12 protein-coding genes and 1 tRNA gene are annotated in these 13800 nt (G+C 42.1%); 5 read left to right on the top strand and 8 right to left on the bottom strand.

Annotated features, from left to right (window positions below; genetic code table 11):
* Positions 1 to 53: 53 nt before the first annotated feature.
* The 4 genes from ACZ48L_RS11010 (at position 54) to ACZ48L_RS10995 (ending at position 2852) form a co-directional block, all read left to right on the top strand.
* Positions 54 to 602, top strand: coding sequence for a hypothetical protein (locus tag ACZ48L_RS11010; RefSeq protein ID WP_008823774.1), 549 nt, complete (start codon positions 54 to 56; stop codon positions 600 to 602).
* An 18-nt stretch (positions 603 to 620) separates the two neighbouring features.
* Positions 621 to 932, top strand: coding sequence for a helix-turn-helix domain-containing protein (locus ACZ48L_RS11005; RefSeq protein ID WP_008823775.1), 312 nt, complete (start codon positions 621 to 623; stop codon positions 930 to 932).
* A 126-nt stretch (positions 933 to 1058) separates the two neighbouring features.
* Positions 1059 to 1598 carry a beta-class carbonic anhydrase gene (locus tag ACZ48L_RS11000; protein WP_025792573.1) on the top strand — a complete coding sequence of 180 codons (540 nt, stop codon included), beginning with the start codon at positions 1059 to 1061 and terminating at the stop codon, positions 1596 to 1598.
* A gap of 873 nt (positions 1599 to 2471) precedes the next feature.
* Positions 2472 to 2852, top strand: coding sequence for a hypothetical protein (locus ACZ48L_RS10995; RefSeq protein ID WP_081767868.1), 381 nt, complete (start codon positions 2472 to 2474; stop codon positions 2850 to 2852).
* Here ACZ48L_RS10995 and ACZ48L_RS10990 read toward each other — a convergent pair.
* The 8 genes from ACZ48L_RS10990 to ACZ48L_RS10955 all read right to left on the bottom strand — a co-directional run bounded on the left by ACZ48L_RS10990 (position 2818) and on the right by ACZ48L_RS10955 (position 9698).
* Positions 2818 to 2891, bottom strand: a tRNA-Arg gene (locus tag ACZ48L_RS10990). The two genes, ACZ48L_RS10995 and ACZ48L_RS10990, sit on opposite strands and share 35 nt — an antisense overlap.
* Before the next feature lie 108 nt (positions 2892 to 2999).
* Positions 3000 to 3644, bottom strand: a complete 645-nt coding sequence (locus ACZ48L_RS10985; protein WP_025792575.1) for a trimeric intracellular cation channel family protein — start codon at positions 3642 to 3644, stop codon at positions 3000 to 3002.
* A 257-nt stretch (positions 3645 to 3901) separates the two neighbouring features.
* Positions 3902 to 4852, bottom strand: a complete 951-nt coding sequence (locus tag ACZ48L_RS10980) for a D-2-hydroxyacid dehydrogenase (RefSeq protein ID WP_025792576.1) — start codon at positions 4850 to 4852, stop codon at positions 3902 to 3904.
* A 120-nt stretch (positions 4853 to 4972) separates the two neighbouring features.
* A complete protein-coding gene (locus ACZ48L_RS10975; RefSeq protein WP_025792577.1) occupies positions 4973 to 6211 on the bottom strand; it encodes a replication-associated recombination protein A in 1239 nt (412 codons plus the stop codon).
* 422 nt (positions 6212 to 6633) lie between these two features.
* Positions 6634 to 7245 (bottom strand): hypothetical protein, encoded by a 612-nt coding sequence (locus tag ACZ48L_RS10970; protein ID WP_025792579.1) that lies wholly within the window; start codon positions 7243 to 7245, stop codon positions 6634 to 6636.
* A gap of 17 nt (positions 7246 to 7262) precedes the next feature.
* Positions 7263 to 7925: a ParA family protein gene (locus tag ACZ48L_RS10965; protein ID WP_008823782.1), complete on the bottom strand. Its 663-nt coding sequence runs from the start codon at positions 7923 to 7925 to the stop codon at positions 7263 to 7265.
* Positions 7926 to 8004: 79 nt separating this feature from the next.
* On the bottom strand, positions 8005 to 8745 hold the full coding sequence (locus tag ACZ48L_RS10960; protein ID WP_044113970.1) for a hypothetical protein: 741 nt from the start codon (positions 8743 to 8745) through the stop codon (positions 8005 to 8007).
* Positions 8746 to 8969: 224 nt separating this feature from the next.
* Positions 8970 to 9698, bottom strand: a complete 729-nt coding sequence (locus tag ACZ48L_RS10955) for a hypothetical protein (protein ID WP_081767869.1) — start codon at positions 9696 to 9698, stop codon at positions 8970 to 8972.
* A gap of 1835 nt (positions 9699 to 11533) precedes the next feature.
* Here ACZ48L_RS10955 and ACZ48L_RS10950 point away from each other — a divergent pair.
* Positions 11534 to 11941 (top strand): hypothetical protein, encoded by a 408-nt coding sequence (locus ACZ48L_RS10950; protein ID WP_278576771.1) that lies wholly within the window; start codon positions 11534 to 11536, stop codon positions 11939 to 11941.
* Positions 11942 to 13800: the final 1859 nt, after the last annotated feature.

Here is a 13800-nt window from a genome sequence, read left to right as displayed (position 1 = left end):
GAAGTTGTGAAATTCGAATATAATACTTATCTTTGTGGCATACAATCTGAGATATGACATTTGATAAAATAACAGAGAACGGTAAGTTATGGGCTGTCCGCTACGATAGAGAAGCTGACAATGCACTCTTCAATTTATTTGATAAATGGAGTGATGTTGTATGGCTTCGTAGTTTCTTTAAGGAAAATTGGAGTGATCTCACTGCCTATTTTAAGGTTACAAACATAAACCAAGCGATTGAAGATACAATAGAAGACAGTGATCGACTACAATGTTTGATATTAGATTTATCCCCTGATACTGATATAGAAACATTGTTCCACCCTTTAGAAAACTTCCGAACATCCGAGATGTTACTGGGAAAAGAGAAGGCAAAACCCATACGGAAAGAACGCCATTCATCATGGTTACGCATCTACGCCATACGGCTTTCCGAAGGTGTTTACGTCATTACAGGTGGGGCGATCAAACTAACGCTGAAGATGGAGGAACGAGAACACACTCAATTAGAGCTTGTAAAAATGGAGAAAGTCCGCCGTTTTCTGTTAGAAAAGGATGTCATTGACGATGATTCGTTCGAAGATTACATACGTAATACATAAAGGAAACGGAGGTAGACAATGAACACAACCATTAAAAAATTAGAGGCTTATCAGTCTGATTCGCCGTCACATTGGCGTGAAGAAGCAGAATACAGACGAGAAAACAAGTCATGGATGAGGTACTCACAACGTATCGCAATGGCTATACTCGACAAGATGGAACAATCTCATCTGACACAGAAGGCACTTGCCGAACGCATGGGCTGCAGTCAGCAATACGTCTCAAAGATTCTGAAAGGAAGGGAAAACCTCTCTATAGAGACGCTCGCTAAGATAGAAAATGCACTCTCCATGCAGCTCCTTTCCACAAAGATTGTGAGGACGGAGTAGGCTGAAAACGGACTGGGAAGGTGGAAAAACAGCCTTCCCAAGCCGCTTCGCAAGGTGGGGATGTGCTGAAAAAAGGGGCTTGTTAGCGATATCCCGTTTACTCATTAAGATGCACTTAAAAGATTTATGATTTCAGAAATATTACAATACAACCAACGGTTTGTTGCCGAAAAGGGCTATAAGCCTTATGAAACAAGTGGACAACCAGACATGAAACTGGCGATTGTCAGTTGCATGGACACACGGTTGACGGAGCTTTTACCACGTGCGCTCGGACTGAAAAACGGTGATGCAAAAATCATAAAAGTAGCCGGTGGAACACTGTTGACACCCTATGACTCGGTGATGCGCTCACTTCTCGTTGCTATCTATGAGCTTGACTGCGAGGAGATTATGGTCATTCACCATTCAGGATGTGGTGCGTGCGACATGCATGCGAGCCACTTCCTGCAGCTGATGCGCGAACGTGGGATAAGTGAAGAGGACATTCGTGAAGCTGAAAAGCACGTCGATCTGAACAAATATCTTGACGGTTTCCACGACACACCACGCAGTGTTCGACGCACAGTGGATGCCATTCGCCAACATCCGCTCGTCCCAAAGGATGTCACTGTGCGCGGATTCATCATCAACTCCAGGACTGGAGAGCTTGAGGAAGTGGGATAAATAATAAGAAAGAGGGGAGAGAAAGGAAGCCCAAGCACAGCAGAAGGGGGAGCCTCCCCAAGCCCGAAGAGTAGCCTCCCCAAGCCCCTCCGAAAGGAGGGGATGTACCTGGCGGGATACGGATTGCTGGGAGTTGGGAGATAAAAAGATGAAGAATTAAACCTCACAGTTCGAGGTTTAATTCTCGATGTTGTAGAGTTTAAAACTTAAACTAATAGCTTGAAACACACAAACTATCTGTTTTTAACTCATAAAATCGCATCTTATACACGCGAACCGTCTACTTGTTAACGCGTAATTTCTTATTCTATAGTATACAAATTATTCACTTTTTAACCCCAAAACCACTCCACAAAAATCCTCAAACACCGTTTTATGCACTCTCAAATACATCGGGGAATCTCGCTAATTGTTCTCCCTCTCCCTTCGGAGAGGGCCGGGGAGAGGCTGCTTCGGGGATATGTTCAGGCTGTTTGAAATACCCTTACAATTTATACTGCACCATTGTTCGCAAATCAACTCCTTATCATCAAAAACCGGCTCTGTAACCTCCGCATTATCAATAGGTTACAAAGAGGGTTGTAAAAGACGCCCTTTTGCATTGCAAAACATGCCCTTTTACACGTCAAAAGATGCCCTTTTACAACGCAAAAGGGCATCTTTTAGAACGCAAAAGGGCGTAGATTGAAAAACGGAAGGGAAAGAAATTGACAAATAAAGCCTCCCCAAGCCCCTCCGGAGGAGGGGATGTGAGAGGAAACGGTGGGATATGGGTGGCTGAACAAGTCCTGAGAGGGGGCCTCCCCAAGCCCCTCCGAAGGAGGGGATGTGCCTGGCGGGATACGGAATGCTGGGGGTTGGGGAGATAAAAGGATGAAGAAATTGGGCTTAAAGGGCGCTTGTCTATTCTTAATGGGTAAAGGTTTAGAGTTCAAAAAATATGCTTTGTCGCATTTAACCCGTTTACTTGTCAATCCCCAAAAGCAGTACTTGTGGGCTTTAACATCGTCGTCGAATAAAGAAAGTGTGCTGCATTGCACCGCTGATGCGCATCCATCAGCGGTGGGGAGGAGCACAAAGACGAAGCAGGATATCACACCGATGGATAATAACAGGACGTCTGCAGAAACGCGGTTTATGACCTTTCACAACGTATTTGTAAGCATCATAAACCGTAAAACACAAAAAAAAGGAACACTCAAGACGAGTGTTCCTTTTGTGATTCCGACAGGATTCAAACCTGTAACCTCTTGATCCGTAGTCAAGTGCTCTATTCAGTTGAGCTACGGAACCATTGTTAATGGTTACATTCAGCATGTACCTAATGGCTTATTGCTGAATTGCGAGTGCAAAGGTATGGCTTTTTATTGGTTCTACCAAATGTTTACGTATCTTTTTTACTTATTTTTTTTCATCCTCAGCATGCAGTGTTGGTAGGGAAATGTGGTAACCTACTGCAACAAAACGGATTATAGAGACCGTGAGGAAGGTGATGACGATAACCCACGGAAGGCTCAATCCGAGGGAGAAGAGTGCCCAATAGACGATTCCTCCGGTCACACTTGCGACGGCATAGATCTCCTTATGGAAGATGACGGGCACGTTATTAAGCAGTACGTCACGTATCACTCCACCTGCCACACCCGTGATACAGCCCATGATGATAGCCACCCAGAAGGGATGACCGAGTGCAAGTGTCTTCTGAATACCCGCTATGGTGAAGAGTGCCAAGCCCAATGTGTCGAACACAAACCAGGCATTGCTGAGTCGTTTTATCCACTTTCGTGACAGAATAACGAGCAAAAGCGCCAATGCAGTACAGAGAACATACATGATATCCGTCATCCAGAACGGGCGTACACCCAGCATACTGTCACGGATTGTACCGCCACCTATGGCGACAGCAAAGCCACAGACGTAGCCTCCAAACCAGTCGAAATGCTTCTGTGCAGCATGTCTGATACCTGAAATGGCGAATGCGAAAGTTCCAAGAAACTCCAGAATGACCTGGAGTGTATGTGCAAGTTGTGGGTCGTTGTATATCATAATCCTGAAAAAAAGCCACCCCTTTGGGTGCATCAAATGTCCATAAAGGAAGGATAGACATCCCGTCTGCCTGTGGTGTTGCCTACGTGTGGGGTGGACAAGGATGCCCTTTCCCACGCATCAGCAGTATTATAGATGATTGATACTCCCTCCCCTTACACGCCTGCCATGGGTTGACGGGTGGCATAATACCATAATTTAATATATTGAAAAACTATTTTGCTGCATCACTGCAGTGTCTTTTAAAATCTCTTTACCTATACTTCGTTCTGTGGTTCACCTGCCATGAAGCGTTTGATGTTCTCCACACAGATGTCCATCAGGCGTTTGCGTGCTTCACGTGTAGCCCATGCGACATGCGGAGTGATGTAGGCATTGGACTGACGGAGCAGTGGATTGTCGGCACGAGGGGGTTCCTGTTCCAGCACATCGGCACAGTAAGCACGCAGATGTCCGCTCTCGAGTGCTGCTGCCACAGCTTCTTCATCAATCAATCCACCCCTTCCGGTATTGATAAGGATCGTTCCCGGACGCATCATTGCCAGTGTCTTGGCATTGATCATATGGTGGTTTTCAGCCGTAAGAGGGCAGTGCAGCGTGATGATATCGGATGTACTGAAGAGTCCTTCCATGGTCACTTTACGGATACATTCTGGTAGATCACTACTGTTTTTGCTTGTTGCTGCAGAGATATCCATCCCCATGGCATGGGCAATCTCAGCCACTTTACAACCGATGTGACCCAGTCCGACGATGCCCATTGTCTTCCCTGACAGTTCAATCAACGGTGAATCCCAGTAGCAGAAGTCGAGCTGTCGGCTCCAAGTTCCCTCACGTGTAGCCTCTGCATAGTGGTCAGCCCGATTGGTAACGTTCAACAACAGTGCAAAGACATGCTGTGCAACGCTGTCCGTACTGTATGCCGGAATGTTCGTAACTGTGATGCCTCGCTCATGAGCAGCATCGAGATCAATGTTGTTATAACCTGTTGCCAGCTCACCAATGTACTTCAACCGTGGCAGTTGTGCAAGTAGTTCACGGGTGATATTGACCTTATTAATAAGGATGGCATCGGCATCTTTCGCCCTTTGCACCACCTCTTCGGGTTTGCTACGTTCGTAGACGGTGCAGTCGGCAAGACCTTTTATCTCATCCCAAGAGAGGTCTCCGGGATTGACTGCATGGCAGTCGAGTATTACTATTTTCATGATTAAGAGCCCCTCCCCTGCCCTTCTCCACGATGACCGCGCGTCAGGCGGCTTGTCATGGGATTGCCTTCACCATTCTGTGGAGAAACTATTACGTTTTATGGGGTGTGTTATTACGTTTTACTTGTTATTATTTCTGTTTACTTTATCATTCTCTTGTCGCTCCCAGAAGCTGACATCTGTGAGTCCGTCTGGCATGTATTGTTGTTTAACATAGTGCCCCGGATAATCGGGTGGATACTTATATTCCTTGCCATAGCCGAGGTCTCGCATCAGCTTTGTTGGTGCATTGCGCAGGTGAAGAGGTACGGGTAGGTTGCCACTCTTCTGTACTTCAGCCAGCGCAGCATTGATTCCGCGGTAGGAAGAGGTGCTTTTTGGCGACATGGCAAGGTACACAACAGCTTCAGCAAGGGGTATCCTGCCCTCTGGCCAACCGATCTTCATCACCGCATCGAAGGCTGCATTGGCAAGCAGAAGGGCGTTGGGATTGGCTAGTCCGATGTCTTCCGAGGCACTGATGACCACCCGTCGTGCAATGAACTGTGGGTCTTCGCCTCCTTCAATCATACGCGCCATCCAGTAAAGTGCCGCATCTGGGTCGCCACCACGTATCGATTTGATGAATGCCGACACGATATCATAGTGCATTTCGCCCCCTTTATCGTATGCCAAGGGGTTCTGTTGCAGGCGTTCTTCAACTATCTCGTCCGTGATCTCCACTGTTTTGCCAGCTTCAGCACTGACGATGAGGTCAAGGATATTCAACAGTTTGCGTGCATCTCCCCCACTGTAACGCAACAAAGCAGCCGTCTCAGTGAGTTGGATGTCGCGTTTCTGCAGTTCAACATCTTCCGTTATCGCACGGTGAAGGAGCTTCAGGAGGTCGTCTTTCTCCAAAGATTTCAGCACATAAAGCTGACAACGGGAGAGCAACGGGCGTATAACTTCGAACGAAGGGTTCTCTGTTGTGGCGCCGATGAGCGTTACTGTTCCCTTTTCTACAGCCCCTAAGAGTGAATCTTGCTGTGATTTGGAGAACCGATGAATCTCATCTATGAAGAGAATGGGCGACACGGAGTTGAAGAAACGTCCGCTCTGTGCCCTCTCAATGACGTCTCGTACATCCTTCACACCGCTCGTTACGGCAGAGAGAGTATAGAACGGCGTCTCCAAACGATGTGCTATGATCTGCGCAAGGGTGGTCTTCCCGACACCGGGAGGTCCCCAAAGAATGAACGATGATATGTGTCCTGAGTCTATCATACGCCTCAGTACAGCTCCTTCCCCTATGAGATGTTGCTGTCCGATGTACTCATCGAGCGTGTGGGGGCGCATGCGTTCAGCCAATGGTTCCATATCTTTCGCTTAATTCTTTACTGTTACAAAAGTAGTGAAATATTTGCATAATGCAAAGGATCCCACTCCCTTTTAAATGCTTTCTGGGCTGATATGACCCGTCAGGATTGCCCTGTCAGCTGCTCTGAAAACTGTTCCTGCAGCATCAACCACAACCTTTACTGTTCAATTTTACAGGAAAAGCAAGGAAAATCTACTATTTCCTACAGTGTCAGCCACTACCTTTACAGTTTAATTTTACAGATAAAGCAGGGAAATTCTACTGTTTCCTGCAGTGCCAGCCACTACCTTTACTGTTCAATTTTACAGACAACGCAGGGAAATTCTACTGTTTCCTGCAGCGTCAACCCCACCTTTTACTGTTCAATTTTGCAGACAATGCAGGGAATTTCTACTGTTTCCTGCAGCGTCAGACACACCTTTTACAACAGACTCTCACCAAAGATGGCGTTCTTAATATCCTTCTCGTGGTCGAAAACGAAGCGTGCTACGATGGCGCTAAGCAGTGCTGTTGAAGGCAGTTTGATACTTGATGCCGACTTCAAACGGTCGAGAACGCTCTTCAGATCGGAGTCAATATACACCGTCGCAAGCCTTGAATCACGTGCTTTATAGTCCCGAGCGAGGTCGAGGAACAGTTGCCAGCTGTCTTCACCACTGTCTTTTGCTATCGTATATTCACGTGCCAACTGTCGTCCTTCAGCCTTTGGGAGCTTCTTTGCAGCTGGTGCTGTACGGTCTTTGACGTCATTTTGCGCCGTCTGTGCAGCATGACGTGTGAAGCTTTCAGCCTGAACAGGCTGCTGAGCTGCCTTTGCTTCAGCCTCTTTCTTTGCTGCTTCTTCTGCTGCTGCCTGCTCTGCTGCCATGCGTTCTGCCTCTGCAGCAGCTGCCTCTTCAGCTTTCTTAGCCTCTTCAGCTGCAACGTTCTCGTCGTTATTTGTTGCCGATGGGGTATCGCTACCTCTCTGTGCGTTATGTGCCAGACCAGCAAGTCCACCAGGCATCACAACCATTGTTTTTTTCTTTGCCATAGTTAATTTATCTATTCTTACTTCATTTTCTTTATCATATACTCAAAAGCTTTCTTCACAGCATCACGTTGTGTTGCCAAAAGTTCGAAGGTATTCGTTCTTTTCAGCGCTGCCCTACTGTTCACAACGGGTGTAACCTTTCCGAATTTTCCGAAGAGATCATCTGTCTCACGCCACATCATCTGCTCGTCAGCAGTACCAATACGGGGGTCAATGCGGTTCGGAACGAAGAAGATTTGCGCATGCATCTGTGGGTTATGTTCGCGTAAGGCGTTGAGAACCTGTACGAAAACGCCTGTAGAATCAAGTGTTTTGTCTTCGTATTCATACGGACAAACGATGAAATCAGCATCCACAAAGAGTGGCGCCAGACCGTCTTCACTGATGTTACCTGGTGAATCGAAGAGCACATAACCATCCACTTGTGCCGCAGAATCCATGAGTTGCTGCATCGTTTCGGGGTCGGTGACATCGAAATCCTGTACGTTATAAGGTTCATCCCAGTCTTCATAGATCTGTGTATCCTTCTGGCGTTGCATAAGAATGGTCTTCTGTAGGTCGGTATCTATTATGCATACGGACTTCCCTTTCCATGCAAGATAGTTGGCAAAGAGGATGCACAGCGTGCTCTTCCCTACTCCACCTTTCTGGTTTGCAAATACTATTTTCCTATTTTTCATTATTTATATATTTATATTTTCTTATTTTCAAGCCTTTATATTCTTATGTTTATACATCTTAAAGTAATAACATAAAAACCTATGTATATGCTTCGTAGGATGTTTTTTTAAGCTTTTTGTCTTCTGTTTCCTCCTCTTCTGAATGGTAAGAGGACAAAGAAAGGATTCTTCTCCATGTCATCCCAAGTACCGAAATGAGTAGAATATACACCAAAGCTACCACTAAATAAACTGTCAATGACAAGTTAAAGAGAAGAATAGGGAGCAAGAAACCTCCCACAAAGAGTAGAAGCAGAATCGAAAAGACCAACGCTCGGTTGGCTAAATGGTACAATCGGTCGGTTGATAAACCTCTTATCATCACCAAAACAAGGAAATAAGCGAGCAAACTTATCATCCAGAACAGTGTACTGGCACCATCAAAGAAAGAGAAAAGGTCGGAGTCTTCATCGGTAAAGTAGAACAATCCAACTTTACTACACAATGAAGCGCAAGCCAAAGTGCAACCTAAAATGGAAGAAAGCCAACTCACTTTGCGCCATCTGAAGTTCCTTTTCCCTACCCTACACGTGATATGACCCAACAAAAAGGCGATTCCTGCCAAAGAGAAACCGACCAAAAGCTCGGAAGAAGCTGATATATAATCGGCTGTTGTGTTCTGTTCTGCAGTGAAAATTCCACCGTTTATGATGTCTGATTGACTGAAAAGTGCTAACAAATCAACCAAAACACCGAGAAAAAAGAGTGTTGAAAGCCCCGTTGAGAGGTTTTCCTCGAATCTTCTTACAGGTAAAAAAGTTAACTTTTTGCTATGTCTCATATCTCAATAAGTACTCGTAAGCTTTATTTGATGTAACAATCCACAAACAAACGTACCATAAACTTTCATTTTGTCAACTATCCCCTACCCTATCAAGGCTCATTTTTGCGATATTTTTAAGCGCTCCGCCATTTGCCCGTAAATACTGAAAATATGAGAGAAATAAAAGCCTTTAAATCACCAATATTTATCAATCAGAGCAAAATCCGACTACCTTCAAAGCATCAATGATAAGCATTCAGGTCGGAATTAGCACTCTCCTCCTCCGTAATCTCTGTCGTCATCGAAGCACGAAGCGCAATAAATGGCAGCAAGCTAAGCACGAAACCAATCAAAGTGAAGATCGTTCCGTAAGTCTGAATGGCTGTCATCGTCACACCCCCCACATTATTATATATATAGAGGTAAGTGAAATTACAAAGTGAAGTGAGCAACGGACAAACGAAAACCGACCAACCGTAAAGGCGAATCATACCGCGGAACTTCCGAATCAGCCCTATTCCAAGAAACAGATTGGTAAAGAATATCGCAATATAACTATTGTCCAGGATGTTACGCAGCACCATTTCCGTGTGCGACATGGCTGGAACAAGATTACCATCTGCCGTCACATCGCTGACAGGATAACAAGAGACACCTGTCACAAGAAGCGACAAAACCATCAGAACGATCACTGCCAACTGCAAGAAGAAGTGTCCCGACTTATGCAAACATCTGCGAAGCACTTCCCACATTGTCAACTGAGTGGCTAAGAGCAATACTGCTTCAGCAATCTGAATGGGCGATGCACTCTGCATAGTAGCAAAGGCTTCAACGAAAGAACTCTGTCCATCATTCGGCGTTCCAGTCCAATGGTCAATCATACTAACCAGACTGAAAGCAACCAAAAGTCCTATTGCCCAGTTTAATGTCTCACCCTGAAAACCGCTAACAAGGAACTTTTTAATCTTCATTTATATATTTATATTTAAATAGATTCAGATAAATAAGCACATAAATGCGCCATTATATTTATACACATGCAAATATACACTTAATTATTGAAACAAACAAATACATTCAAATGTTTTTAATGATAAAAATAAAAAGAGAAAAAAGTAAAAGATTAAATACATTTCCACATACTTATACTTTTATATATTTATCTTATTAAGGAAACAAATAAAGAGAAAAGAGAAGCAAACAAAAGAAGAGAAACGAGAAGAATTATGATAAAACAAAATATAATACTTATTTATATATTTATGTATTATAAAACCAAAACATAGATAATAGTGCATGCTTTATATAATCATACATTCATCTAAACATATAAATAAATACAAATTATACTGCTATTAGAACCGAAGGAACAAAAGATGAAAAGACCGAGAAGAGGGACTTATCCTGCACTATACCCAAAGGAATATGTCAGGAGCAGCCAGCAAATGATCATAAGGAGAACAAAAGGGCACCGACAAAGCTGCCGTGAGCAGGAAGAAAAGCAAAGAAAGTAAGATGATAGAGACAGAAAAGCACACCAGAAGGCATTCAGAATAATCACTAATCAGATATATTTAAATAAACAAACAAATATATAGAAAATTAATTATTAGTGTTTTAGAAGAAAAAGCGACTAAATATAAAGAGAGAAGCAACACCAAAGAAAAACGAATAACGACCCATATAAGACAGAGAGGGCAGACAAGAAGGGCTGCAAAACACAGAGAAAAGAAACAGGATCAGAGGAAAAGAAAAAGACATATCAGCAGCAATGGAGTGAGGGAAGACTACTTGTGAAAAGCTTAAAAGCGTACCGAACAGGGCTGAGAAAGCAGTATAAAGCTGCAGCTAAGTATGACAAAGAAGACTGTTTAAGATATAAATAATTAAAAGTATAAATATATAATATATTAATAAAGAGCACTTTACAGGTAATCATTGAGACTAAAGTAGCAAACACTTCAGAACAAAGAGAGAAAAGAAAGAGCATCCGAGAAGTCAGGGATTAGCACAAGAGAAGTAGTAAAAAGCAATACTATTAGAACGGGAAAGACCTTAAAACCGCACAATAAATATATATACATATTATTATATATAAAACACGTAGTCAAGTATTTAAGTCCAATTAGGCGCAACTATATAACAAGAAGAAGAGAAAACAAGTAGGCAGAAAACAAGAAAAGAGAAGTATTAAACTGTAAAACACTCATAAAACACATATAAACGATTCAATAATGAGCCAAAAAGGCTGGAGAAAAAAAGACGAAGAAGAAAAGAAAAAGGAATTAAACCAGAACGAAATAGATTCTTAATAAACACCAAACACAAAATATTACTCATTTATATATTTATATATTATATCGATATAACAAGATACAAACATATAGTATATATTTAATTATTTATTCTTTTATACTATCATATAAATAACTATAGATATAAATAAGGAAACAAATAAATAAGCATACAACAATGTATTTATATATTTACGTTTATATTCTTTCAAGTATAAACATAACAACATAAGTAAATAGACATGTTTTTAATTATATACATCTTTAAAGAAACGAATAAATAACATAAGAATTAAAGCTATAAAAAAGTAAATAAATTAATCCGTTTATATATATTTATATTATTATACGGTTACAGAAAAGCATAATGATCGGGTGAAACTGGTAAAGAATAAACATAGGAAGAAGGAGAGCAAGAAGGTATTAGGGGATAGAGAAGAGAGGAAATAAAAAGTAATGAATTGGTCGACAAAAGCATCAGCTGCTGCAGTGAAGGACAAAAAAGGGGTATTTTGACGGAAAATAACGTGCTCATATTTTCAATATTTGAGAGCAAGTGGGGGAGTGGACGGAAATATTTGAAAAATGAAAGGAGAGCATCCCCAAGCCCAAAGGAGAAAAAGAAAGGGGGAAAGAGCGGCCTCCCCAAGCCCCTCCGAAGGAGGGGATGTGCCTGGCAAAGTAGGGTTGGGAGTCGTGGTTTGCTGGTGATGAGTACTGGAGGAAGCGATGTTTTTCACTTGTTGAAGGGGATATTTCAGCGTGATGGACGACAAAGAGTGAGGAAGTTGCCGTTTTATATAGTAGTGGAGAGGAATAAAGGAAAGGGGGGATGGGGTCTCCCTAAGCCCCTACGAAGAAGGGGATGTACCTGGCGGGATGTGGTTGGGGACGATGATTTACTGTTAAAATACTTGTAAGTTCCCTATTGAAAAAGGAAGAAGGATGAGCTTGTACTGTGCAAAAACTTTACCAGAAAAAAGGGGCTGAACCGTAAATAAGTTCAGCCCCATGATGAAATAAGCGTGAATTATCGCAATACTACGGCATAAGAGACAAAGAATACTGCCTTATCCTTATACAAATCACCCCTGTAATCATTGTATCTAACGCCCAATCCTATCTCAGAACGGACACGGTAACACAGAGATGATAGTGTATATAAATCGAAATGAGAAAAAGAAAGGACAAAATTACTACTGTAAGATGAAGGAGGGAAGTTGCTGTTGTGGACTGCTATGAGTAGGTGAGGATAAACGGTTGGAATGCTTTTCAGTACGTTTTGGACAGTTGAAAGGGGCTATTGATGACAAGATTTTTCATGATTGGTTTTCAATAGATGCCCTTTCGGGTTGTAAAAGAGCACCTTTTGCACGGTAAAAGATGCCCTTTTGAGATGTAAAAGACGCCCTTTTGCAATGCAAAACATGCCCTTTTACAACACCAACTGTAACTCATTGAGAATCTAAGGGTTACAAAGAGAGAAAAAGAAGGGTGGGGGAGGAAGAATAAAAAATAAGGGGGAGGAAATGTAAAGATTGTTCAGAAGGAACGGCCCAAGCCCGAAGAGCGGCCTCCCCAAGCCCCTCCGAAGGGAGGGGATGTACCTGGCGGGGTGTCGTGAATAGTCTTGGGAAAAGAAAACAAGGAGAAATGGAGGTTTGGAAGACTGTATTTTCCATCTGAAATAAAGGTTATTTTGCATGTAATTCGTATGATCTAAGAACCATAAATAGGGCAGTTCTTGATAAAATATTGCGAGAAGTAAAGTATAAAATAAGAGGAAATAAAGGTTAAAATTCAATTTTGTAATGTCAGAAATAAAGGCTTATTTGTTCGCAAGTCGGGTGAATTTAGACACAAAAATAGGGCTGATCTCGATAACATATTGCGAGAAATAAAGTATAAAATAAGGAGAAATACGGGGTTAAAATTTAATTTTTAGCGGCTGAAATGAAGGTTATTTTGCATGTAATTCATGCGATTTTAGAATCAAAAATAAGGCTGATACTAATAAAATATTGGGAGAAATAAGAGATAAAACAATGAGAAATGGAGGATTGAAAATCAACTTTTAGTGTCAGAAATGAATGTGATTTTACTTGTAAGACGGGTAATTTTAAACGCATAAATAGGATTGATCGAGATAGATTATCGGGAAAAAAGAGGATGAAATAATAAGAATTTGCTGCAAAAAAATCAATATGTAGTTTCCGAATTAAGAGCCAATTTCACACAACGCGTATGAGAATCAAGCCCCAAAAGTAAGGCTGAAGAAATTGAAAACACCAAATGTAAAGCCATAAAATCAGGGTGTATTTTACTAATTTCGCCGCTCTTTTGCAGAAAGAAGACGGCTACTGGGCAGCAGTGCGACGACATATTGGGAGTAAAAACTCTATGGATAAGAAAGCAGAAAAGCGACAAAAAGGGAGTGTTTTTTAGGAAAGTGAATTATAGAGTGGGGCAAACTATGCGACAAAATAGGAACATGTTTCGGGCAAAAGGGATGTGCGACAAATAGGGAAGTGATTTTATATAATTATAGAAAGATGATAAATGATTGAAAATCAGTATATTTACATAGTGCATTAAAGACGAACGGCGACAAAAAAGTGACAAGTTTTGTTTACAGTTTAATCTTTCATTCAATCAGAAAGATATAACATTCGAATTATCAAGTACTTAAATTATAGCATAAAAGGGTATTTATGAGTCTATATGTTCCCTTTTTGTCACCATTGAAGGATGTAAAACGGAGGATAAAAAGGTAAATTTC

It is taken from the genome of Prevotella histicola (genome assembly GCF_055385135.1).
This window is presented reverse-complemented; position numbering and strand designations above follow the sequence as displayed.